General features: G+C 70.8%; 22 protein-coding genes, 1 pseudogene and 1 riboswitch. Of the genes and pseudogenes, 11 read left to right on the top strand and 12 right to left on the bottom strand.

Annotated elements, in window-relative coordinates:
- Positions 1-16: 16 nt before the first annotated feature.
- The 6 genes from CIB93_RS27205 to CIB93_RS27180 are packed head-to-tail and all read right to left on the bottom strand — an operon-like array spanning position 17 to position 4,143.
- Positions 17-706, bottom strand: a complete 690-nt coding sequence (locus CIB93_RS27205; RefSeq protein ID WP_096630648.1) for a contact-dependent growth inhibition system immunity protein — start codon at positions 704-706, stop codon at positions 17-19.
- A 12-nt stretch (positions 707-718) separates the two neighbouring features.
- The gene (locus CIB93_RS27200) at positions 719-1,018 is read right to left on the bottom strand and encodes an RNase A-like domain-containing protein (RefSeq protein ID WP_096630646.1); all 300 of its coding nucleotides are present in this window, start codon (positions 1,016-1,018) and stop codon (positions 719-721) included.
- 13 nt (positions 1,019-1,031) lie between these two features.
- A complete protein-coding gene (locus CIB93_RS27195; protein WP_096630645.1) occupies positions 1,032-1,613 on the bottom strand; it encodes a hypothetical protein in 582 nt (193 codons plus the stop codon).
- Positions 1,614-1,647: 34 nt separating this feature from the next.
- Positions 1,648-3,396 carry an RNase A-like domain-containing protein gene (locus tag CIB93_RS27190; RefSeq protein ID WP_096630643.1) on the bottom strand — a complete coding sequence of 583 codons (1,749 nt, stop codon included), beginning with the start codon at positions 3,394-3,396 and terminating at the stop codon, positions 1,648-1,650.
- Positions 3,396-3,698: a WXG100 family type VII secretion target gene (locus tag CIB93_RS27185; RefSeq protein ID WP_179500262.1), complete on the bottom strand. Its 303-nt coding sequence runs from the start codon at positions 3,696-3,698 to the stop codon at positions 3,396-3,398. The genes CIB93_RS27190 and CIB93_RS27185 overlap by 1 nt, the downstream gene beginning before the upstream one ends.
- Before the next feature lie 40 nt (positions 3,699-3,738).
- Positions 3,739-4,143, bottom strand: coding sequence for a WXG100 family type VII secretion target (locus CIB93_RS27180; RefSeq protein ID WP_096630639.1), 405 nt, complete (start codon positions 4,141-4,143; stop codon positions 3,739-3,741).
- 456 nt (positions 4,144-4,599) lie between these two features.
- A riboswitch (cobalamin riboswitch) is annotated at positions 4,600-4,792 on the top strand.
- Between the two features lie 227 nt (positions 4,793-5,019).
- On the opposite strand from CIB93_RS27180, the gene CIB93_RS27175 reads away from it, so the two are divergent.
- The 5 genes from CIB93_RS27175 to CIB93_RS27155 are packed head-to-tail and all read left to right on the top strand — an operon-like array spanning position 5,020 to position 9,680.
- Positions 5,020-6,255 (top strand): ABC transporter substrate-binding protein, encoded by a 1,236-nt coding sequence (locus CIB93_RS27175; RefSeq protein ID WP_257002403.1) that lies wholly within the window; start codon positions 5,020-5,022, stop codon positions 6,253-6,255.
- Positions 6,252-7,343: an iron ABC transporter permease gene (locus tag CIB93_RS27170; protein ID WP_096630635.1), complete on the top strand. Its 1,092-nt coding sequence runs from the start codon at positions 6,252-6,254 to the stop codon at positions 7,341-7,343. The genes CIB93_RS27175 and CIB93_RS27170 overlap by 4 nt, the downstream gene beginning before the upstream one ends.
- On the top strand, positions 7,340-8,410 hold the full coding sequence (locus CIB93_RS27165; protein WP_096630634.1) for an ABC transporter ATP-binding protein: 1,071 nt from the start codon (positions 7,340-7,342) through the stop codon (positions 8,408-8,410). The genes CIB93_RS27170 and CIB93_RS27165 overlap by 4 nt, the downstream gene beginning before the upstream one ends.
- Complete coding sequence (locus CIB93_RS27160) at positions 8,404-9,123, top strand: (2Fe-2S)-binding protein (RefSeq protein WP_096630632.1); 720 nt, start codon at positions 8,404-8,406, stop codon at positions 9,121-9,123. Before CIB93_RS27165 ends, CIB93_RS27160 begins: the two co-directional genes overlap by 7 nt.
- The gene (locus CIB93_RS27155; RefSeq protein WP_096630630.1) at positions 9,120-9,680 is read left to right on the top strand and encodes a hypothetical protein; all 561 of its coding nucleotides are present in this window, start codon (positions 9,120-9,122) and stop codon (positions 9,678-9,680) included. The genes CIB93_RS27160 and CIB93_RS27155 overlap by 4 nt, the downstream gene beginning before the upstream one ends.
- A 230-nt stretch (positions 9,681-9,910) precedes the next feature.
- Here CIB93_RS27155 and CIB93_RS27150 read toward each other — a convergent pair whose 3' ends face one another.
- Positions 9,911-11,179: a sensor histidine kinase gene (locus CIB93_RS27150; RefSeq protein ID WP_096630629.1), complete on the bottom strand. Its 1,269-nt coding sequence runs from the start codon at positions 11,177-11,179 to the stop codon at positions 9,911-9,913.
- 143 nt (positions 11,180-11,322) lie between these two features.
- On the opposite strand from CIB93_RS27150, the gene CIB93_RS27145 reads away from it, so the two are divergent.
- From CIB93_RS27145 to CIB93_RS27130, 4 genes and pseudogenes are all read left to right on the top strand, one after another.
- Positions 11,323-11,760, top strand: a complete 438-nt coding sequence (locus CIB93_RS27145; protein ID WP_257002402.1) for a DUF4190 domain-containing protein — start codon at positions 11,323-11,325, stop codon at positions 11,758-11,760.
- A gap of 62 nt (positions 11,761-11,822) precedes the next feature.
- Positions 11,823-13,358 (top strand): alpha/beta hydrolase, encoded by a 1,536-nt coding sequence (locus CIB93_RS27140; protein WP_096630627.1) that lies wholly within the window; start codon positions 11,823-11,825, stop codon positions 13,356-13,358.
- Positions 13,359-13,541: 183 nt separating this feature from the next.
- A complete protein-coding gene (locus tag CIB93_RS27135) occupies positions 13,542-14,219 on the top strand; it encodes a BTAD domain-containing putative transcriptional regulator (protein WP_096630625.1) in 678 nt (225 codons plus the stop codon).
- Positions 14,102-14,653 (top strand): annotated as a pseudogene (locus tag CIB93_RS27130) (beta-ketoacyl synthase); the annotation flags it as partial. The gene CIB93_RS27135 and the pseudogene CIB93_RS27130, both read left to right, overlap by 118 nt.
- Positions 14,654-14,884: 231 nt before the next feature.
- On the opposite strand, the gene CIB93_RS27125 reads toward CIB93_RS27130, so the two are convergent.
- Genes CIB93_RS27125 through CIB93_RS27105 form a run of 5 tightly spaced genes read right to left on the bottom strand, consistent with a single transcriptional unit; the run spans position 14,885 to position 20,715 of the window.
- The gene (locus CIB93_RS27125; RefSeq protein ID WP_096630623.1) at positions 14,885-15,502 is read right to left on the bottom strand and encodes a hypothetical protein; all 618 of its coding nucleotides are present in this window, start codon (positions 15,500-15,502) and stop codon (positions 14,885-14,887) included.
- Between the two features lie 23 nt (positions 15,503-15,525).
- Complete coding sequence (locus CIB93_RS27120; RefSeq protein ID WP_257002401.1) at positions 15,526-17,049, bottom strand: HAMP domain-containing sensor histidine kinase; 1,524 nt, start codon at positions 17,047-17,049, stop codon at positions 15,526-15,528.
- Positions 17,046-17,729: a response regulator transcription factor gene (locus CIB93_RS27115; RefSeq protein WP_096630620.1), complete on the bottom strand. Its 684-nt coding sequence runs from the start codon at positions 17,727-17,729 to the stop codon at positions 17,046-17,048. Before CIB93_RS27115 ends, CIB93_RS27120 begins: the two co-directional genes overlap by 4 nt.
- A gap of 23 nt (positions 17,730-17,752) precedes the next feature.
- A complete protein-coding gene (murJ, locus tag CIB93_RS27110) occupies positions 17,753-19,492 on the bottom strand; it encodes a murein biosynthesis integral membrane protein MurJ (protein WP_096630682.1) in 1,740 nt (579 codons plus the stop codon).
- Positions 19,493-19,500: 8 nt separating this feature from the next.
- A complete protein-coding gene (locus CIB93_RS27105; RefSeq protein ID WP_096630618.1) occupies positions 19,501-20,715 on the bottom strand; it encodes a peptidoglycan bridge formation glycyltransferase FemA/FemB family protein in 1,215 nt (404 codons plus the stop codon).
- Between the two features lie 297 nt (positions 20,716-21,012).
- On the opposite strand from CIB93_RS27105, the gene CIB93_RS27100 reads away from it, so the two are divergent.
- Both CIB93_RS27100 and CIB93_RS27095 read left to right on the top strand, forming a co-directional pair.
- Entirely contained in the window at positions 21,013-22,218 is a 1,206-nt protein-coding gene (locus CIB93_RS27100) for an Ig-like domain-containing protein (protein WP_257002400.1), read from the top strand.
- Positions 22,219-22,526: 308 nt separating this feature from the next.
- Positions 22,527-23,036, top strand: a complete 510-nt coding sequence (locus CIB93_RS27095; RefSeq protein WP_096630615.1) for a DUF3515 family protein — start codon at positions 22,527-22,529, stop codon at positions 23,034-23,036.
- Positions 23,037-23,239: the final 203 nt, after the last annotated feature.

Raw genomic sequence — 23,239 nt, 5'->3', positions numbered from 1 at the left:
CCGAACCCGGAACGGTTCAGCCTGCGGCCGGTCCGGGGCCGTAGTCCGCCTTGGATCCGCCCAGACCGTCCGCGAGGTGGGCCAGCCAGCCGCTCGGGGAGTACGGCCGGGGCGGGTCGACCTCCATGCCCAGCTCCGCCACCGCGAGGGCATAGTCGGATTCTTCGAGGGAGAGGGCGAGCAGTTCGTGCAGCTCCCCCATGAGGCGCGCGACCAGCTGCGCGTCCGTGGCGGCGGTGTAGTCGTCCACGGCCGCGTCGTGGTCCGGGAACTCGTCCGGCATGTCCTGCGAGAACCAGCCCCCGAGGAGCTGGCCGAGCTCGGGGAAGCGGGCGCGCCACTCCCAGTGGGTACGAGGGGTGGACGTGGGCGGGACCTCGCCGTGCTCAATGGACCGCTTCAGGTGGTCCGCGATCACGAACAGCCAGTCCTGGATCGCCGATTCGGGCAGGCCGACATCCGGCACGGGGTAGAACTCACCCAGGCTCAGACGCAGTCGGCCCGGTGGGTTACGCGCGTACTCGCGGATCTGCTGTTCGGCCGTCGCCAGGGCCCAGGGACGGGTGTGCCAGGTGTGGCGGAGGTAGGCCTGGAGGGCCTCGCTCGGCCCGCTCGGCTCGTCGTCAGCAGGCATACCGATGTACGCGCTGATCACCTGGTCCAGCTCGCCGTAGCGGCGATCGAACTCAAGCGGCTTCATGGACACGGCACTTGACCTCTACAGATAGATCGGGACGGTGGTCAGAACGACGAAGCCGTGCGGGCTGTCCGGATCACGCTTGAGCACCACACGTGCGGCTCGTACGTCGACGGGGTCGCGCCCGGCGAGCAGCATCGCCTGGAGCAGGACCCGGCCGACGGGCGCCTCACGGGAAGGCCAGGCGGCCTCGATGGTCAGGCGGGAGCGCGTGCCCTGGGCCAGCCAGCGGTGAATCCTCTGCTCGTTGCAGGTCACCACCTGCTGGGTGGCCCACTGGGCGGTTTCTCGGTCCGGATATGTAGCCGAACGGGTCAACAACGGCTGTTACCTCTCAACGTGGGTCGAAGGACCAGATCAGCCCGACCTCCTCGTCGGACACCCACAGGAGTCCCAGGTCCCAGGGGTACCGACTGAGCGGTGAGCAGCTCGAAATCCGCTGATAGAAGTCGAAGGCCGCGCCGCCTCCCCAGGTGTTCGTGAAGAACTGAGTCCGGTCGGGGCAGCGCGAGAGAATCACCCGAGCGTGCTCCTCCATTTCAGCCAGTCGCTCGGGGAGGCGGGGGTCCCGGGAGACATCGAGATCGAGGGTGGCCAGCAGTACGAGCAGCCGCACCACTGAGGAACGCGGGACTTCCCTGAGCCGACTCTGCCACTCCGTCGAGCCCTCCTCGTCCGCGGGCGGGGTCACGAAGGGGAAAGCCGGGTCGTCCTCCCGCTCCTCCTCCCCTTCGTCGGGATCGATGGTCCGCCACGACCGGGGCTCCACCGACTCTCCCCGCATGACCGAGGCAACGTCGTGCAGCCAGTCGTCGCCCGTACGGGGCCCGACCGAGACGAAGGTGTACCGACGGTCGTACATCTCCACGGCAGACCGCCAGGAATCGGCGTCCAGGGGCATCGAAGGACAACTCATACCGACACAGCTCCACAATCCATCCAGAGGTCGCTCATACAGGCATCGAGGTGAACACCATGTAGGGCGGCGAGAGGCTCGGGTCACGCATGAGCCGCATGGAAACGCCCTTGGTGTCGTGCACCTCCGAAATCTTGGTGCCGTCATAGGTGACGCCCTTACCGGTCACGGCGTCACCGGTGAGAGGACCTTGCAGCGGAACGGAGCCGGTCTCGATGGTGATGAACTTGTCCGGCGGGTCCCCTGCCAGCCACCGATCGATCTCGTTGCTGTTGTCGCGTAGGCAATACTGCGTGAACCGTTGTGCTGACTCAACGTCGGCGTAGGTCGAGGCCGCCGGAATCTTCGGCTCACCGCTCGCTCTGCTTTCGTCTCTCATCCGTTGCAGCAACTGCTCGTCGGTCTTCCCCACATGCTTGTCAAGGGTATGGGCATTCCCCATGCCTTCCGCTGCCGCGAGGTCCACCGAATACTTGTAGGGGAACTGGCTCTCCGGCAGCTGCCAGCTGTGCTCCTTCTTGAACTCGTTCAGCGAGCGCGCACCGAACCCCTGTGCCCGAGCCCGTTCCGCCTGGAACGTGGGAACGCTCAGAAGCGCCTCGTCGAGCTCGAACTCAAGCATGGCCAGCTTGCCCGCGGCATCGCTGAACGCCTCGTGATAGGCCTCGACCGCCGCGTCCATGGAAGCCTTGTCCATATGGGACCGGAAGGTCAGAACGACTTCCGCGAACACGAGACCGGCCGCGAGCCTGGTGAGTTTGGAGAGATCGAGATCCACGGTGAGGCTCCTCACCGTCTTGTCCGTGGCCTCCTTCGCCAGACGCGTAGTGGTCTCCGTGGTCTTCTGACCCATGTCGGCCAGGTCATCGAAGAGCTTCTGGATCACGTTCGCGCTCTTGCCGAGGACCTCGATGACGGGGCGCCTGGTGGCGGGGTCCACCTTCCCATGGGTCTTCCAGTTCCGGGTGCCCTTCTTGGCCGTCACCTCGGCCCGCTGGTCGCGGGCCTTCCCCCAGGCCGTGGTCCCCCAGATCGTCTGGCAGAAAGCCCTCATCGCGGACTGCCATTCCCCGTCGCCCGTGGGATCGGTGATGTAAGAGATCGCGTCCGTGAAGTCGTCAGCGGCCTTCTCCGCGTTCTTCGAGGCTTCCCGCCAGGCCTTGGCGATGTCGCGGAACTCCTCCTCCTTGACACCCGGCGTCTTCTCGTGGATGCGGCCGAGTCTCAGCCCCTCGTCGACTACGGGCTTCATGATGTACATGAGGAAGTCCGGGACCTCTCCGAGGATTCCGGAGATCGCCCATGAGTCGTGGTACTCACCCTCCCCGCGCCATGTGAGGTCGTTCGGCGGACCGTACTTGGGCGCGGTGGCGATGACCGCCGGCGGCTGCTTCTCGTCCGGCGGATCCCCTTTACCCTTCCGCGCCGCCCAGTCGGCCAACGCGTAGTTGTTCGCCGTCTGCGTGAAGCCCACGGCCACACCACCCACCGACACCACGCTCTTCGCCCACAACTCCAGGAACTTCCCGGCGACGATGCCGTACCGGTCGGCGAAGGAGTCCGCTCCCCAGCCCGTCCCCGCGGACTGACTGTATTTGTCCAGCGTGTCCATCAGTTGCTTCGCCTTCTTGTCATAGGCGAACTGAGCATCGCGAACAACGAGCGAAGTGAAATAGAGGTGCTGAGGCTGCACATCGAAGCGGCCCACGCCCCGGTTGGGCGGAGCGGTCCTGGCCTGGTCCTGTTCCCGCTGCCGCTGCTTGCCAGAGGGCAGGTCTGCCATCAGGCCGCACCCCAGCCCCGCAGCACCGCCCGGTGCGCCGCTGCGTAGTTGATCTCCCCGTTGACCACGACGTCCTGCAGCCACGCATGGGCAGCCTGAAGGTCCGCCGCAGAGCGGTCCCACTCGTCCAGCTTGTCGATGAACACCTCCCGGGCTTCGCCCTCCCAGGTCAGGACCACCTTCTCGACGCGCCGGTAGAGCAGGTCCAGCTGCTTGTTGAGTCCCTTGAGGATGTCCTCAAGATCCCCGGCAAGGTCCTGCAGCGCCGCGAAGTCGACGGCTATGTCGTCGTCGCCCGCCATGCTCCCCCCGTTCAGAAGTCGTCAGTTGACATATGCGTTCTCAGAGTTCGGAGAGTCGGCTGCGCGGCACGGCGGGTACGTCGGTGTTCGGCGTCGACAGCGCGTCCACCTCCCGCTTCACATCCGTCTCGACCTGGATCTTCCGTAGCTGTGCCATCACGTCCAGCTCCTGCTCCGAGAACCCGTCCCGGCTGAACCGCACGGCCTGTTCAAGTGCCTGGATGACCAGGCGGATACGTACGGCGTCCTCGGCCGCACCGCGGTGGAGGTCCCGATAGGCCTGCGCGGCTGGGCCCCGCCAGCCCGCCTCGATCCGGTCGACGACCACATCCATTCGCTTGACCTGTTTGTCCAGGTAGTCCTGCATACCGTCGAGGTCATCGGCAAGGTCCGTCAGCCGGTCCGTCTTCACTCGAAGTCGTGGCTGTTCGCCTGCGCCGCTCATCGCATCCCCCGGTCCGCGTCTCTCGACGTCGTTTCGTCGCAGCCTACTTCGGCTGTCCTGAACCCTGACGTCTGGCCAGATGCTGTCGGCGGCGGCCCGGAACGCGATGGGCACGCTCGCCGCCGAACCGAGCATCGGCCGGCACAGGCTCGTCGGCCGAGACAGCAACCCCGGCGACTGGCAACGAGGACGGCACGGCAGAGCTCCGGGACAGTCAGGGTTCGGGGAGAACCGGACTGAATGACTCACAGCATCGCATACGTCCAGTTCAGACAGTGTACGAGCAGACCGGGTACCGCCGATTCCCTTGCCTGAAACGGGAGTTCCCCAACTGATCACGCGCTCCACGGCCAAGGCTCAGGTCAGCGGACCGGGTTTCGCGCGCCCCGTCCCGCTGCCACGGGTCACCTCAGGGCGACGCCCTCTGTGGCTGGTCGCACAGATGTGGGTCTGGCGTGGTCGTGGCCGGTTCTGCGATGCTTCCGTCCGACAAGCGACGGCGGAACGAGGAAGCCGGTGAGATTCCGGCACGGTACCGCCACTGTGTAGGGGGAGCGAATCCGCCATGGCCACCGCCCCATCCGGGGTGGGAAGGCCGGAGGAGCTTTGATCCCGAGTCAGGAGACTCACGCCGTCGCACCTCGATGTACGGGGCGGATTTCCCCAGGAGAGGCGGTGGCACCCGTGTGCCTGCGTACCCAAGGCGGCAGCTCTGTGCTGCCCGTGGCCCTGTGGGGCCGAGCTGCCCGGCTTCACCCGCGGGCCCGTTTCCTCAGGTTCTGACGGCTCCTTCCTCAGCGGGTCCCTTCCCGTACGCCGTACCACGTGCCCCGGAGTGCCGGTGCGCGCTGCCCACACATGCCACCAGGAGTCACCTTGTCCGTACGATCCGCCATGCCCGGCCGCCGTCAGGCCGCCGCGGCTGCCTTTCTCGCTGTCGCCCTCACGCTCACCGCGTGCGGCGGCGACACCGGCCCGCCCGCCGACGCCAAGGCCCGGTCCGGTGGTGAGGGCTGTATCAAGGACTTCGACCCGGGCAAGGACTACTTCCCGGTCAAGTCGACGGTGAAGCACGCCAAGAACTTCACGCTCCGGTACGAGAGGAGCTACCAGGTCCTCACCGTCAACGAGCCCTATCCCAAGGGCAAGCCGGAGTCGTACGTGCTGGTGAAGTGCGGTGCTCCGAAACCGGAGCTGACCGGTGAGCTGGCATCCGCGCAGCAGGTCACCGTTCCGGTCAAGAGCCTGTACTCCGCCTCCACCACCCACCTGCCGCTGCTCACCGAGACCGGCACCCTGGACGCCCTGACGGGCGTCGCGAGCGCCGCGAACATCTCCTCCGCCCAGGTGATCGAGCGGGTGAAAGCGGGCAAGGTCACCGAGTACGCCAAGGACCGCACCCTCAACGCCGAGACGGTCATCGGCGCGAAGCCCGACGTGCTGATGACCCAGGGCACCGACGACCCGCAGTATCCCAAGCTGCGTCAGGCCGGTATCGCCGTGGTCGCCAACGCCGAGTGGCTGGAGTCCAGTCCGCTCGGCCGCGCCGAGTGGGTCAAGGCGATGGCCGCGCTCACCGGGGCGGAGAAGCGCGCCGACGAGGTGTTCGACACCATCGAGGGCGACTACCGGAAGGTCGCCGAGAAGGGCGCGCGGGCAGTCGCGGCGGGCAAGCCCGTCGAGGTGCTGCCGGGCACGATGCACCAGGGAACCTGGCACATGCCCGCCGGCGGCAGTTACGCCGCCCGGCTGATCAGGGACGCGGGCGGCACCTACCCCTGGGCCGGTGAGGCGGGAACCGGCAACGTGCAGCTGAACTTCGAGGCGGTGTACGCCAAGGGCGGCGAGGCGCCGGTCTGGATCGCCGACCAGAAGTGGAAGTCCACCGCCGACGCGGTCAAGGCCGACAGCCGTTACGGGCAGCTGAAGGCACTCTCCGGTGGTGCGGTCTGGACGAACACGAAGGCGCTGGGCCCGAGCGGCGGCAACGACTACTTCGAGCGCGGTGTGCTGCGCCCGGACCTGGTCCTCGCCGACCTCTTCGCGCTGATCCACCCGGACCGGGCGAAAGACCACACCTTCACCTTCTACACGCGGGTGCCCAAGCCATGACGACCTGCACGGCAACCGCTCCGGAAGCCCGACCGGCGGTACGGCCAGGACGCCGGCGCCTCGCCGTCGTCCTGGCCCTCGGGGCGGGTACCGCCGCGCTGTTCGTCCTCACCATCGCGACCGGCTCCCACCCGGTGCCGGTGGCGGAGGTGGTGCGGGTCCTGTTCGGCGGCACCGCCGAGGACCCGCGGTGGACGGTGATCGTCGAGCAGGTCCGGCTGCCGCGCGCGCTGACCGCCACCGCCGTCGGTGCCGCCCTCGCGGTGGCGGGGGTGCAGATGCAGACCCTGTTCCGCAACGCGCTGGCCGACCCGTTTTCCCTCGGGGTGAGTTCGGGCGCCAGCATGGGTGTCGCCGCCGTGGTCGTCGGCACCGGCGGGGTCGCCGGGAGCTTCACCGGGAACCTGGCCGGGCTGGGGCGCGTGGGTGTCGTACTGGCCGCCTCGCTCGGCGCCGCCGCCGTGCTGGCCCTCGTCCTGCTCCTCTCCCGGTGGGTGCAGTCGGCCGTCACCCTGCTCGTCATCGGCGTCATGATCGGCTCGGCAGCCACCGCGGTGGTCGGCGTGATGCTCGTCTACGCCCGGCCCGAACGCGCCCAGCAGTTCGTCATGTGGGGCCTGGGCAGCTTCAGCGCCACGACCTGGCCCGACCTCCAGGTCATGCTGCCCGTCGTCGGCGCGGGACTGCTGACCGCTCTGCTCACCGCCAAGCGGCTGAACGCCCTGCTGCTCGGCGAGGACTACGCCCGCACCATGGGGCTGAACGTACGACGGAGCCGCGATCTGGCACTGCTCGGCACCTCCCTGCTGGCGGGCGCGGCGACCGCGTTCTGCGGACCCGTCGCCTTCCTGGGCCTGGCCGTCCCGCATCTGACGCGGGTGGCGCTGGGGACCTCGGACCACCGGGTGCTCATCCCGGCGTCGATGCTCGCCGGCGCCTTCCTCGCCCTGGCGTGCGCCCTGCTGAGCCAGCCGCCCGGTACGGACTCCGTGCTGCCGCTCAACGCCATCACCTCACTGTTCGGCGCACCCGTCGTCATCGCGTTCCTGATCCGCAGCCGCCGCGGCGTACAAGGAGTGGCCTCGTGACCGACACGCTGACCGAACCCGTCACGGAAACGGCCGACGGACCGGACCGCCCCGGCGGCCTGGCCACCCAGGGGCTCGCCGTCGGCTACCGCACCCGGTCACCGCGCCGACGGGGAGCGGGCCGGGCCGTACTGTCGGGGCTCGAACTGGAGGCGCGGGCCGGCGAACTGACCGTACTGCTCGGGCCCAACGGCGCGGGCAAGTCCACGCTGCTGCGGACCCTGTGCGGACTCCTGCCGCCGCTCGGCGGTCGGATACGCATCGGCGGGGCGGACCTGACGCACCGGCAGCCGGCTTCTCTCGCGCGACGGCTTGCCGTCGTCCTGACCGACCGGGTGGACCCCGGGCTGCTGTCCGTACGCGAACTGGCCGGGCTCGGCCGCCACCCGCACACCGGGTTCACCGGCCGCCTGACCGCCGCGGACCACGCGGCCGTCGAGTGGGCGCTGAAGGCGGTGGGCGCGGAGCACCTGGCGGACCGTGCCGCCGCCGAACTCTCCGACGGCGAACGCCAGCGCGTCCTGACCGCGCGGGCGCTGGCCCAGGAACCCGAGGTCGTCCTCCTCGACGAGCCGACCGCCTTCCTCGACGTGCCCTCACGCGTGGCGCTCACCGTGCTGCTGCGCGACCTCGCCCGGGACAAGGGCCTCACCGTCGTGGTCAGTACGCACGACCTGGAGCTGGCGCTGCGCGTGGCCGACGCCGTATGGCTCGTCGACCGCGACTCCCGCGTCCACGCGGGGGCGCCCGAGGACCTGATCCGCGGCGGAGCCGTCGCCGCCGCCTTCGACGCCGACCACCTCGCCTTCGACCCGGTCTCCGGCAGCTTCGGACTGCGCCGCACCGCGCGGGCCGCCGTAGCGGTGGATGCGGCACCCGATGTGCTCCCGCTCCTCGAACGGGCCCTGGCCCGGGAAGGACTGGCCGTCGCGGAACCGGGCGCTCCGGGCGCGCTCACGCGGGTGAGCTGCGACGGAGGGGAACGGCTCACCCTCACCGGACCGGACGGGCAGGTCGTCCACACCCGCAGCTTCCACGAGCTGACGCGGACGGTACGGACATGGTGACCGCGGCCATCACCCCCAGCGTCCTGGCGCGGATCTCCGGCATCGGACCGTACTTCGCCGTGGCCACCGGGGCCTGCCCCCCGGGCGGCCGTTTCCGGCCGATGACGGAGCTGTACGGCGACTCGGACGCGCTGGCGGAGTGCCTGCGGGTCGTCGCCGGTCGGCTGGGCACCGACCAGCCCAGGGTGGCCGCCTCCACCCTGCACCTGGGCACCGCCTCCCGGCTCTGGTCGATCGCCCTGGCAGGCGCCGCGCTCACCGGCCGCGTCCCCGATCTGGGGCCGGACCGGCTGTGGTGGCGCCTGCCCGCATCCGGTCCTCCCGACCTGTGGCTGCCCGACCCGCGGGAGGTGGACCAGGAGCCGCTCCCGGCTCTGCGCCACACCGTCGCCGTGCGGAACCTGACCGCCTGGGCCGACGCCGTACGGCGCGTGTCCGGCGTCTCCCCGCACACCCTGCGCGGCAACGCCGCCTCCGCGCTGGTCGGAGCCCACCGCGTCCTGATCGCCAGGGAGCCGCACGCCCCTTACCCTGTCATCCCCCTCGTCCACGCGCTGCTGGACCGGCCTCCGCTGGCGGGGGCCGGAACCTGCCGCCCCACCCCGGCCGGGCCGCTCGCCTTCCGCCGCCGCAACTGCTGCCTGTACTACCGCGTGCCGGGAGCGGGCATCTGCGGCGACTGCGTCCTCAACCCCAAGGAGACGGCCTCATGACCACCACCGACCCGACCGTCATCGAGACCCCCGGCGGCGGCACCCAGCATGTCTGGCCCCTCCCGGCAGACGAGGCCACCCTCCTCGACCTCGTCACCACCGTCTTCACCGACCACTGGCAGCACATCCACTTCGGGCCCATCATCGAAGGTGCCGCCTGGGAGGTCGGCGCCCCCTGCGCGCCCACCGCCATCACCATGAACGACGGGTACGCCACCGTCGACTTCGGCGCCTGGCACTTCCACCTGTGCATCGGCGAGCACACCGCCTCCGGGCCCGAACTCGGCCGCATCCGACGCTGCTCCCGCGCCGAGCTCTACCGCAGCCTCGGCTCCGACGGAGCCCCCGTCAGCTGGGGAGCCCGCCTGTTCAACGGCCGCGACGAGCAGATGATGACCGTGCTGCTGCCGAACCCCTTCCTCACCGACCGCCAGGAGATCCTCGACACCCCCGACTTCACCCGGCTCACCACCTGGGACACCCTCCGCGACCGCTTCCTCGGCCTCTCGCCCGACCCCCTCGACCGCACCGGCAGGGGCTTCCGGCACAGCGGATGAGGCAGCGGCAGCCGCGCCCGCTCGACTGCTTCGATTCCGTCGACGGCCTCCCCGACGACGGCGATTCCGGGCTGTGTGCATGCCGAACAGCGTGCGCAGACCGCTGCGGGTCACCTCGTCGTCGTACGCGATCGGCAGGGTGGTGCGCCGGAAATCGCCGACGGTGTCAGTGGTGACGGCCGCCCTCGCGTCGAGGCCTGTCGCGACCTCCGCGCTCGCCGGTAAGGCGATCACACAGGCAAGCGCACCGGCAGCCGGACCGTGAGCCGCCAGTGCTCCGGGCCTTCCGGACCGGCCTCCATTTCGCCGTTCAGCAGCCGCACGCGCTCAAAGAGGCCGGGCAGGCCGTGCCCGGACGTCGGGAAGGCGCCCCGGGTCACGGCGCTCCCGGCTCCGGTCCGGTTGACCACGTGGAGCTCCAGCGAGTCCGGTGCGGTCGCCACCCTGACCCGGATCGGGCCGCCCGCTCCGTGCCGCAGCGCGTTCGTCAGGCCTTCCTGGAGAATGCGGTACGCCGCCCGGGACAGCGTCCCCCGCACCTGCGCACAGTCGCCCGACATCTCAGGCTCCACCTCCGCGCCCGCGTGCCGCATGCGGTCGAACAGCTCGGGCAGGTCGCACAGGGCCCGGGCCGGGGCCGTTCCCGCCTTCTCCTCGCGGAGCATGCCCAGCACGTAGTCCAGATCCTCAAGGGCGGCCCGGGTCGACTCCTCGATGCTGCGCAGGGCGGCCCGGGCCGCCACCGGGTCGGCGCCGAGCACCTCGCCCGCCACCGCCGCCTGGATCGTGGCGGACGTCAGCGTGTGCCCGATCGAGTCGTGCAACTCGTGGGCCAGCCTGTTGCGTTCGGCCAGTGCCCGCTCCCGCTCGGCGGCCAGCGCGAGCCGCTCGGCCGACGACGGGCCCAGCAGCCTGGGGGCCAGCCACCGCAGGGCGTGCGTCACCGCCAGGCACAGAGCCGCCGCCAGCAGCAGACAGAAAAGCGCCGCCGCCCAGCTCTGCCAGCCGCTATCCGCCCGCAGCGTCCAGCCGTTCACACTCAACCCGGCCTCGGCGCCCGCCCAACCGCCGGGAAGCAGCAGGCCCGCGACGAACAGCAGGACGCTCAGCTGCGCCCCCGCCCACCCCAGCGCCACCTGCGACAGCAGCCAGAGCGGGGTCCGCAGGCGGTCGGCGCCCGACGCCATGGAAGAGCCGTCACCAGGCGAGCCCGTGCGCCGACGCTCGACCACAGGATCAGGCAACGGCACCCCCAGCATCCGCCGGGCGCAGGCGATCAGCACCCGCCGCGTGGTACGGGCCAGCCCGATCACCGCGATCAGTACGGACCAAACCAGCACGGTCAGAGCGAACCGCACTCCCGCTGAAGCCGATGACCACGCCATCGCCGGCAGCGCCGCGACAGGCAGCAGGGGAAGGCTCGCCAACGCGCCGCAATAGGCGAACAGGGCACCCGCGTACGTGGAGCCGCGCAGCAGCGACCGGATTCCTCTGAGCATGGTCAGGCAAGTATGACCGGACGTCCCACCGGCGGCCTCCCCCGATCGGGGGAGCGCATTCTCCCGCCTTCCCGCGATGTGCCCGTGGGCCCCCGAAACCAGAATCGAACCCTCACCGGCTGGCAGGACGGAAGGACGGGCTGATGGACGCTCAGGGAATCGAGACGCCGCCGAACCACGCGGTGTCCGCTCAGGATCAGGCCGTACGGAATCGGACGGCACCGAACCGAATGGCACCGAACGGAATGGCACCGGGCCCGACGGCACCGAGGAACAGCCTGGCCACGGCCGCCCTGACGCTGGGCGTCATCAGCCTGTGCACCTCGGTCGTCTTCATCGGGGGCCTGCTCTCGGTGATCGGCCTGATCCTGGGCATCGCCGCGCTGACAGCGGCCGAGCGGACTGGTGCGGGCCGGGGCAAGGCCGTCACCGCCGTGGTGACGTCGTCCCTCGCGATCGTGGTGTCCGGGCTGGTCGCCGTCTTCATGGTCTGGTACGCGAACAAGACGCAGGAGTGCTACCAGCCCGACAGCTTCCAGCAGTACACGCAGTGCGTCCGCGCGCACCTGAACGGGGACTGAACGGCCTTCCCCTTCCCTCACCGGTCGGCTGCCCACTCTCCTCTACAAGGACGAACATCACCGTGCGAAGCAGATCAAACCGTAAGGCCCCCCTACTCGCCGCCGGCCTCGCGGCGGTCGTGCTTTCGGCGTCGGCACCCGCGACGACCTTCACCGCGTCCACGGCATTCGACGCCTCCCCCGCCAAGGACCCTCTGCGGCGGTACACGCAGCAGAAGCTCCAGTGGAAACGCTGCGACGCGAAGGGCCCGGACAACTTCCAGTGCGCGACGCTCAGGGTGCCGCTGGACTACAGCGACCCCGGCGGCCGGACGATCGGCCTCGCGATATCCCGGCTGAAGGCGGGCAGCGCGACGTCACGTCACGGCGTTCTGCTGCTCAACCCGGGAGGCCCCGGCGTACCGGGGCTGCGGCTCCCTGTCGACCCGCTCATGAAGTTCCCCGCGGAAGTGAAACGGCGGTACGACCTCGTCGGCTTCGATCTGAGGGGCGCCGGGCAGAGCTCTCCCGTCGCCTGCGGGCTGACCGCAGGGGAACAGGCCGACCAGCCGTACAAGGCGGAGACCTTCGCGAAGGACGTGGACCGGGCCCGTACCATCGCCGGGAAGTGCCGGGCCAGGGCCGGTGACGAGCTGGCACACCTCACCACCCGCAACAGCGCCCGTGACATGGACGTCATCCGCGCCGCGCTGGGCGAGAGGAGAATCTCCTACCTGGGGATCTCCTACGGCACCTACCTCGGCGCTGTCTACATGCAGTTGTTCCCCCAGCGGGCCGACCGGATCGTGCTGGACAGCGCGACCGACCCCACCCGGATCTACCGGGGAATGTTCCAGGACATGGCGAAGGCGGCCGAGCAGGCGTTCACGCGGTGGGCCGCATGGACCGCCCGCCGGCACACGGCCTACGGGCTGGGCGGCACTCCGGCCGAGGTCCGCAAGTCCTACTGGGACCTGATCGCGCGGGCCAACCGCGAGCCCGTCCTTTTCGAAGGACGGACCCTCACCGGCGACGGCATCCGTGCCGACAACCGCACGTTCTTCCACGTCCGGAAGGCCGCCGAACGGATCGCCGGACTGAAAGAGGCGGCCGAAGGCAGGAACCCGGGTGCTTCCGGCACGGCCGGCCAGGTCCAGGAGTCCGACGACAACTACGCCTCGATCGCCTGGTCCTTCATGTGCGCTGACACCCGCACCTGGTCGCACGACCCCGAGGAGTACCGCCGCGAGGCGATCCGCGACAAGGCCCGGTATCCGCTGTACGGCGACTTCGCCGCCGCCATCAGGCCCTGCGCCTTCTGGGAGCAGGGCAGTGAGCCGCAGACCAGGATCGACAACAAGGTCGGTGCGCTGATCACGCAGAACGAGTGGGACTCCCAGACGCCTCTCTTCGCCGCTCAGGCCATGCACCGGGCCCTGCGCGGCTCCCGGATGCTCACCGTCGCCGGCGGCGAGGGACACAGCGTCCTCTACGCGCAGGACGGCAGTGCCTGCGCGGACAGGGCCGCCACGGTCTACCTGACCACGGGCAGGCTCCCCGCCGAGGACCTGACCTGCCGGGCCACGGCCGGGCAGAAGCAGCGACCCCGCACACGGTGAACCACGACTGCGCCGGGGCACCGGTTGTCCTGCGCGGCTTCCGGCGGGTGACGGTGAACTCTTCATGATCCAGGTCGTGAGCGGGTCATGGGCCATCGAGGAGAGCGGCACTGTTCCCCCGGGCGGGCGGAGTGAAACGGTCTGGACATCGGGTCCACCGTCGACTTCCGATCTGGAGACACCATGGAAATCAGCCTGCTGGGACCGCTCGACGCCGAATCGGCAGGGGCTCGGATCCTGCCCACCGCGGCCAAGCAGCGGCAGTTGCTGGCCCTCCTCGCCCTGCACGCCAACCGGGGTGTGCCGGTGTCGATGCTCATGGAGGAGATACGGGAGGACGATCCGCCGCGCAGCGCGTCCACCACGCTCCGGACGTACATCCTCCAGCTGCGCAGACTCATCAGCTCCTCGCTCGGGGACCGCAGCGGCATCGTCGCCAAGGAGATCCTCGTGTACCAGCACGGCGGGTACCAGCTCAGGATGCTGCCGGGGACGGTCGATGCCCAGGAGTACGACCGGATCGCGGCCCGGGGGCAGGCGGCGTTCGACGCGGGTGACGACGAGCGGGCGGTGGCGGCGTTCCGCCGGGCGCTCGACCTCTGGCAGGGGCCCGCGGCCGACGTCCGGGCCGGGACGTTCCTGGAAATGGAGCGGGTACGGCTGGAGGAGAGCAGGCTCGGCATCCTGGAGCGGCGCATCGACGTCGAGCTGAGCATGGGGCGGCACTCCGGACTGCTGCCGGAGCTGGCCGCAAGGGCATCCTCACCGGGGAGGGCGCGGGCATCCTCTTCATGGAGAGCCTGGACTCGGCCCTGGAGCGGGGCGCCCGGATCTACGCCGAGGTGCTCGGCTACGGGCTGAACTGCGACGCCCACCATCCGGTGGCCCCGGACCAGGACAGCCTCGCCGCCTGCATCGAGGCGGCGCACCGCAACGCCGGGCCCAAGCCCGAGGACATCGACTTCATCTCGGCGCACGGCACCGGCACCAAGGCCAACGACGTGACGGAGGCGGGAGCCATCCGCCAGGTGTTCGCACAGCCGCCGCCGACCATCTCCATCAAGTCGATGCTCGGCCACACCATGGGCGCCGCCAGCGCCCTGGCCTCGGCCGCCTGCGCCCTGGCCATCACGGAGAAATTCATCCCGCCGACCATCAACCATCAGGAGACCGACCCGGACTGCGGTCTGGACCCGGTCCCCAACGAGGCGCGGCCCGCCGATGTGCGCATCGTTCAGAACAACGCGCTCGCCTTCGCGGGCAACAACGCGGTGCTGATCCTCGGCCGGTACGAGGCCGGTACGAGGCCGGCACGGGGCGCTCGGGCCGCACTGGGCACGCAGCGGACGCGACGTGAGCGAGATCCCGCCGCGCTTACGCAGGCCGGCCCGATCGGACACGCCCGTGCGGGTGCTGCTGCTGCACGGCCTCGGAGGCAAGAGCACCGTGTGGGACCGGTTCGTGGACCGGGCCGGTCGCAGGGGTCTCACAGGCCTCACGGGCCTCACGGGCCTCACGGGCTAACGTCACGGGGAAACCGTGGGCGCGCTTCCCGTGCTTGCCGTGCTTCCCGGGGTGCGGTCGCAGGTGGTGGAGCTCGACGCCCCGTCCTGGCCCTTCAGCTCCACGACGATCCGGCCGTCGGCGGCCTGGCTGTAGGCGATCGTGCAGGTCAGCTGGCGTACAGCGGTGGTGTCCAGGGGTTTCAGGGGGAAGGGGAGACGGATGGTGATCCTGCCGTCCGACGAGGGCTCCACTCGGACCTTCGCGCCGGGGCGGAGGGTGGGCAGGGACGTCGTCAGGCCCGCGGCCCGGTCCTGCTTCGCCGGTCCGGCGAGGAGGGTCCGGACGACCTTCTCCGTCGGTACCGGGCCGGGTTCGTCCTCGGAGCCCGGAGCGTCGGTGCCCGCCCCGAAGTACTCGCCGCCGAAGCCCCTCGCGGGCCCCGTCGTCCGGATCACGGGGTTCACCCCTCCGTGGGGGGCGCGGAAGAAGAGCAGCATCTCGGTTTCGCGGATGAAGAACGCCTCGACCGTCGCGGGGCCGCCCGCCTCGACGACGCCGGTCCCCTGGATGCCGCACCCGCCCAGCAGCAGCGGCACCGCTACCGCGACGGCAACGGCGGCCGTGCGTCGGGGACGCATGCGTCGAAACGGCCGTGCGCCGCTCATCGGGCCCTCTCCTCGGCTCGGAGCGCGGTCTCCGCGTGCAGCGGGATCTCGACGGTGAAGACGGCGCCGCCGCCGGGGGCGTTCCCCGCGCGGATCGTTCCCCCGTGCAGCCGTACGTTCTCCTGGGTGATCGCCAGTCCCAGGCCGCTGCCCGCCGAGCGGGTACGGGCCGCGTCGGCCTTGTAGAAGCGGTCGAAGATGTACGGGAACGATTCGGGGCGGATACCGGGGCCCCGGTCCGCCACCTCGGCGATCAGCACGGGCGTTCCCGAGGGGCGTTCCCCGGTGTGCAGGCGTACGGTGACCGGCGCGCCGCCGTGCCGCAGGGCGTTGCCGACCAGGTTGGCGATCACGATGTCGAAACGGCGCGGGTCGAGCCGGGCCCGGATGCCGACGGGAAGATCGGTGCGGACCCGGTCGTCGTCGTCCCAGTGCCGGGTCTGGAGGGTCTTGCGGATGGCCTCGGCGACGTCGACCTCGTCGGCGTTCAGCTCGGCCGCGCGGGCGTCGAAGCGGGAGATCTCCATCAGGTCCTCGACGAGCACGGCGAGCTTTCCGGTCTCCGCGCTGACCAGCCGGACCGCCCGGGCGGTGTCGGCGTCGAGGTGGTCCGCGCCCTCGTCGAGCACCTCGGTGACGGCGAGCATTCCGGCGAGAGGCGTGCGCAGTTCGTGCGAGACGTCGGAGGCGAACCGGCGGGCTCGCGCTTCGGCCTCGCGCAACTCGTGTACAGAATCCTCCAGTTGGCCCGCAGACTTGTTGAAGGTGCGTGCCATGTCAGCCAGTTCGTCACTCCCGCGCACCGGAATCCGCGTGTCGAGCTTGCCGCTGCCCATGCTCCTGGCCGCCTGGCTCAGCTCCCGTACCGGGCGCAGCACACTGCGCGCGGCGATCAGGCCGGGTATCAGCGCGACGGCGAGGCCGGGCAGAGCTCCGTCCCGGGCCGCTACGAGGAGGGCGTCGACGTTGAGCTGCTCGTCGGTCAGCCGCATGACGGCGTACAGGACGAGTCCGCTGGGCAGCACGCTGTACGGGCCGGTCTTGAAGACCGTGGGCATGGCGATGGTCAGGTAGGGGACGCCGTCCTTCACGACCCGCTGGAAGCTGCCGTACGGGTTGTTCAGCGCGGCCCGGCGCAGTTCGGGGGTGATCACGGTGGAGACGGGGTTCTCGCCCGAGGACACGCGGACCGAGCCGTACTCGGCGAACACCACCCACGGGCGCGGCTTGCCCCTGCGGGCGAGGTCCTGCAGGACCTCCTCGACGCCCTCCCCCTGTACGGGCAGCCCGAATCCCGTCTGCTGGACGTGCTCGCGGAACGTCGAGACCGCCGTGTCCTGGGCGGTCTGCAACAGCGCGTTGCGGGCCTCGCGGTAGGTCAGCGTGGCCGTCGTCCCGGCGCTGACCGCGGCGACCAGGAGGAAGGCGGCCAGCAGTCGGGTACGCAGGCCGAACGCCCGCACCCGGGGCCGCCGCTCGCCGCGTTCCCTGCCGTCGCCCGGCCCAGCGGTGTTGTTCACAGCGGGCCGAAGCGGTAGCCGAAGCCCCGCAGCGTCTGGACGTAGCGCGGGGTGCCGACCTCGTCCTCGATCTTGCCGCGCAGGCGTGCGACGCACGCGTCGACCAGGCGGGCGTCGGCGTGGTAGTTGTGCTCCCAGACGTTCTCCAGCAGTTGCTGCCTGCTGAACACCTGCTCCGGGGCGGCGGACAGGTGCATCAGGAGCCTGAGCTCCGACGGGGCGAGGGTGAGCGGGCGGCCTGCTTTGGTGACCGTCAGTCCGACCCGGTCGATGGTGAGTTCGCCGTACACCTCGATGGCCTGGCGGTCCGGTCCGCCGTCGTCCATGCGGCGCAGTACGGCACGGATGCGGGCCTCGATCACCTCGGTACGGGCGGGCTTGACGATGTAGTCGTCGGCACCGGCCTCCAGCCCGATGACCACGTCGAAGTCGTCACCGCGCGCGGTGAGCATGATGATCGGCAGCTGGCTGTACTCGCGGAGCCGCCGACAGACCTGTACGCCGTTCATACCGGGCAGCATCAGGTCCAGCAGCAGCAGATCGGGGCGGAACTCGGCCAGTGCGGCGAGACCGGCCTCGCCGGTCGCGACCGCCCGCACGTCGTGGCCGCGGCGACGCAGACCGAGTTCGACCCCCTCGCGCACGGAAGGGTCGTCCTCGATGAGGAGCACACGGGGCATCGGCAGTTCTCCCTCGGCGGTGGTCAGGCCCGGGTCCGGCTGCGTCGTCGGCGTACGCGCCGGAGCAGCGCGTCCAGTTCGGCGAGTCGCAGCGGACGGGCGAGCAGGGCGAAGGTGAGGGCGACGGCGGCCGCACCGGCGGCCGCGGCGGCCAGGGCTCCCGCCCGCGCCGCGCCCAGGGCCGCGAAGTGGCCCAGCACGGTGGCGGGGACGGCGGCGAGCAGCAACCGAGCGTGGGTGCCGACGGCGGCGGAACGCAGAAGCCGCGGGCGTGCGGCGGCGGGCGGCCCCGGCGGACGTGGAACGGCCGACGGTCCCGACGGTCCCGGCGGGGCCGCGGCGGTGAGCCTGCGGCTCAGGACCCGGGCGGTCACCGCCCAGCCCGCGCACAGCGCCAGGGAGTACGCCGCCGCCATCCCCGTAACCGCCCAGCGAGCGGGCAGCAGGTGGGCGGCGGCCAGGGACAGTCCCGCGTTGAGCACCACGATCACGAGGTTGAGCAGGAACGGCGTACGGGTGTCGGAGAGCGCGTAGAAGGCGCGGGACAGCACGTACTGGCCCGACAGGGCGACGAGCCCCGGCGCGAAGGCCATCAGGATTCCCGCCATCGCGGCCGTGTCGTGGGCGCTGGTCCTGCCGTACCCGTAGACGAGAGCCATCACCGGGTGGGCGAGGGCGAGCAGCGCGCAGGCGGCGGGTACGACGGCGGAGGCGCAGACCCGCAGGGCGTGGGAGACGTCGCGCCGTAGGGCGGCGGTGTCCCCGTCGGCGGCGGCCGCGCTCATCCGGGGCATCAAGGCGGTCACCACGGAGACGGTGACGATGCCGTGCGGGACGACCCACAGGACGTACGCGTTGTTGTACGCGCCGAAGCCGGGGGCGCCCTCGCTCCCCGCGGCCGTGGCCAGCCGGGTGGTGACCCAGTACGCGGCCTGGTTGGCCAGGACCAGCAGCACCAGCCAGCCGGCCGACCGCAGGGGACGGGTCAGTCCGCTGCCACGCCAGTCGAAGCGGGGCCGCCAGCGGAAGCGGGCCGCGCGCAGAGCGGGGACGAGGGCGAGCGCCTGGACGGCGATACCGGCCGTCGTACCCCAGCCGAGCACGGCGGTCTCGGTCGCGGTGAGCGTGTCCCCGCCCCCCATGGCCAGGGCCAGGTACAGCCCGAAGACGGTCATGACGACGATGTTGTTCAGCACCGGCGCCCACATCATCGCGCCGAAGCGGCCGCGTGCGTTCAGGACCTGTCCGAGCAGCGTGAACAGTCCGAGGAAGAAGATCTGGGGCAGGCAGTAGCGGGCGAGCGCGGTCGTCATGGCGGCCTGCTGGCCGGTGTAGCCGGTGTACGCGTCGATGATCGCGGGGGCCGCCCATACCGCGGTCGCGGTGAGGGCCAGCAGGGCGAGGACGCAGACGGTGATGAGCCGGTCGGTGTACGCGGCGCCCCCGTCGGCGTGCTGCTTGGCGGCCTTGACCAGCTCGGGCACGAAGACGGCGTTCAGCGCGCCGCCCAGGAGCAGCATGTAGACGATGGTGGGCAGGGCGTTGCCGACCGCGTAGGCGTCGGCGGTCGGCCCGATGGTCCCCAGCGCTGCCGCGACCACGGCGGAGCGGGCGAAACCGGTGGCCCGGGCGACGACGGATCCGGCGGCCATGACGGCGCTGCCGCGTGCGGCGGAGGACTCCGTCTTCGTCGCCGCGGTCGTCGCTTCCGCTACCGTGCCTACCACTTTCGTGCTGTTCGTGCTGTTCGTGCTGGTTGGCATCGTCTGCTTCATCGGCGCTTCAGGTACGCCTGGAAGGCGTGGTGAAGCGCGTTGTTGGCGCTGCCGCCCAATGGTCTCTCCCATTCCCCCAACGTCTCGACGACCTGCCCCCCGGTGCCGAGCTTCCACCGTGACAATCCGAACGCACGCTCCGCCGGATCAAGAGTGGAGGGTACCCCGCGCATGTCGTAGACGTCGGCCCCGAGGGCGTGGGCGTCCAGCAGCATCCGCCACTGAAGAGCGTTGGAGGGCCGGACCTCCCGACGGTGGTCGGCCGACGCACCGGTCTGGTACCAGACCCGGCGGCCTACGGTGATCATCGTGTGGGCGGCCAGGATCTCTCCTCGGTGACGGGCCAGGTACAGCTTCATCCGGCCCGGCTCCTCGGCGTTGAGCGCCGCGTACTGACGCTCGTAGTAGGCGAGCGAGCGGCCGAGGCGGAAGCCGTCGCGTCGCTCGGTGATGTCGAGCAGCCGGCAGAACTCGGGGAGTTCCGCCGCACTGCCCACCACCACCTCCACGCCCTCCTTCCGGGCCCGGCGCACATTGCGCCGCCACTCCTGGTTGAGCCCGGACCACAGGTCCTCCGCCGTCCGCCCGGCGAGCGGCACCTGGAAGACGTGCCGGGGCTGGGCGTCCCCGCCCCCCTCCTCCCCGGCCCCGCCACCGCCGCAGCGCTGCCAGCCCCGGGCCCGCAGCCGCTCGGCGACGGCGGTGCCGAGCGGGTCGACCTCGCTGGCGAGGACGTCATCCAGTCGTCGGCCCGGGCCGGTGAGCGGCTTGAGCAGGGCGGCGTCCCAGCGCCGGTAGGCGGGCGACGGGCCGATGCGTACGGCGAAGGCGCCCGCGCGGCGCAGATGCTCCAGGAGCGGATCGAGCCAGCCGTCGATGCCGGGGTCGCCCCAGTCGGCGACGGGCCCTTCGGGAAGGTACGCGAAGTGCTTGCGGGTGCCGGGGAACTGGCGCAGCAGCACCAGGGCCACGCCCGTCAGCTCGCCCCCGTCCGGGTCCGGCCCCCAGCCGAGCAGCTGGGCGCGCCAGCCCTCCTTGACCTCGGCCCAGGAGGGGCACTGCAAGAAGCCGGCACCGAGGGCCGCGCCGCGTGGGGACGCGAGGAAGGTGCGGTAGGTCTCCGCGGTGATGGTTCGCAGGGCCACGCCCTCGCCCCGGTTCCGTGCTCGGCGGACGGGGCTGGACGACGACGGCACGAGCAGCGCTGACACGGTGTGAGCCTCTCCTTCTCCCGGGCTGTTCCGGGGCAACTCCCCGGACTGATCCCGGGCAACTCCCCTGGCCTGTCGCGGGGATGCAGAGGATGCTCACAGCCGTCCATGACCGCTCCGCGCGGCGAATGTGACCGGACCATGACCGTTCCTCACCAGTCGCCGTCACATCGCTCCATGGCAGCTGACCTCGGGGTTTCCGGCTCTACAGTCACGACATCGCCGACCCGCACGGCTCTCGCGCTCCCGTGCTCCCGTGCTCCCGCCCTCTCGTTTCCCGTGCTCCCGGAGGTCCTGTTGTTCCGTACACGCGCACTCACCCACGCCCGCGCCCGGGCCGCCGTCGTGGCCGCCCTGCTGGTACCGCTCGCCGCCTGCTCGGCGAGCGCCTCCCCCAGCACCACGGCGGACTCCAAGGGGACACCGGAGGCCGACGACCGGCCTGTCACGGTCACCGTCACGCCCGCAGGACAGAAGGTTCCGGCCGGCGAGCCCGTCCGGGTCACGGCCGTGGGAGGCAGACTCACCTCGGTGACCGTCACCGACGCCGAGGGCCACCGGCTGTCCGGCGCGGTCGCCGCCGACGGCCGGTCGTGGGTCTCCGACCGCAAGGCCGTACCCGGCGCGGCGTACACGGTGACGACGGCGACCCGGAGCGCCGGCGGAATCGCCAGGAGCACCAGGGCCCGCTTCACCACCGCCCCGGCGGACAAGGTCAACAAGGTCGACTGGCGACCGGGCACCGGCACCACCGTCGGCGTCGCCCAGCCGGTCTCCCTGGTCTTCGACCATCCGGTCAGGAACCGGGCCGAGGTCGAGAAGCAGCTCAGGATCACCACCTCGAACAACACCGAGGGCTCCTGGGGCTGGATACGCGACTGGTCGGGCCGGGACCGGGTGGACTGGCGGCCGAAGGAGTACTGGAAGCCCGGAACCGAGGTCACACTCGACGCCGACCTGAACGGCACCGAATCGGGCCCGGACGGCGGCTGGTTCGTCCGCGACTACTCGACCACCTTCACCGTCGGTGACCAGCGGATCGTCAAGGTCGACCTCGACCGCCATCAGCTCACACTCATACGCGACGGCCGGACGATTCGGAACATACCGGTCTCCGGTGGTACGCCCGGCGGCGACAAGCGGTCCTGGCGCGGAACCGCCGTGCTCATGGCCAAGGAGGGCACGATCAACATGAACTCCGAGACGGTGGGCCTCGGCAACGCCTACGACAAGATGGTCGACCACTCGATGCGGCTGACCTGGTCGGGCATGTACGCGCACGCCGCCCCGTGGAACGCCCGCTGGTTCGGCAACTCCAACCAGAGCTCCGGGTGCATCGGGATGAGCGACGCGGACGCGGCCTGGTTCTACGGACAGGTGCGGCCGGGCGACCCGTTCGAGATCACCGGCAAGGACACCAAGGGCGCGGTCGAGCCCGGGAACGGCTTCGGCGCGTGGAACCTCTCGTGGGCAAAGTGGCAGGAGAAGAGCGCGCTGCGGTAGCAGTCGTTCCGGGGGAGGGGCGGAGTGGGTCCGGAACGGTCCGGAACGGTACGTCCCACTCCGGAGTTGGATCGGGTCGGGCCACCGCCGTCAGGTGACGAGTCCCTCCGAAGTCCGAGGCATCAAGGATGACACCAGGCAGGCACGGGAGGCGCGTCGCACCCGGCATCAGGTGGGCGACCGACGATCGCCGCGGACACCCGTGCAGCGCAGCTCACAGCCCGTCGGGGCCACCGGTTCGCGGTCGGTGCGCGTCTGCGCGATACGTTCTCGTATTGACCGATAAGCAACCCACACGGGGGACCGAGTTGACCAAGCTCCTTCGCGGGACGCTGTGCGTCGCCGCAGCGTTGACCGCCTGCACGGCCCTTCTCGCCGGGTGCGGGCTGGGCGGCGGAGATCGGGGCTACAGCCTCGTCAAGCCGCCCTTCTCGGGTGGTCCGGCCTGCACCGCGCTCACCGACAGGCTCCCCGAGGAACTGGGCGGACACCGTCTGGAGAAGCCGGGCGTCGACGGCGCAGCCGCCTGGGGAGAGGGCGACATCATCCTGTACTGCGGGATGCCCGAGCCCGCTGCCGCCGGTGACTGCCGCACCGTGGGCGGGGTCGACTGGGTCGGCCAGAAGCCCGCCGACGACGGTACGGCCGAGATGTTCGCCACCTGGGGCCGCGATACGACCGTCCAGGTCCGGTTCGCCGGTAAGGACGTCGGCACCGCTGCCGTTCTCCAGTCGCTCGCGCCGGTCGTGAAGCAGATCAAGGAGGCTGAGGCGGGCACGGCGGGCGAGGCGAGCACGGGCTGCGGCACCGCCGGTTGAGCACCCGCGCGCGGACGCTGCCGCCACCGGCCGCTTAGGCTGGTCCCCAGGTCAACCAGCGGTTGACCTGGGGACCAGGGGACCGGAACACCGGGGGGGTACGGGGCGATGGATCAGGCGACTGAGGTGTTCAAGCCGCTACAGGCGGACGATCCGCCCTCGGTGGCCGGTTACCGTCTCGCCGCCCGGCTCGGCGCGGGCGG

This window comes from Streptomyces sp. WZ.A104 (assembly GCF_002382885.1).
In the GTDB taxonomy this organism is placed as follows: Bacteria; Actinomycetota; Actinomycetes; order Streptomycetales; family Streptomycetaceae; genus Streptomyces.
The sequence above is the reverse complement of the archived record's forward strand: the minus strand, read 5'-3'. Positions and strand labels throughout refer to the sequence as shown.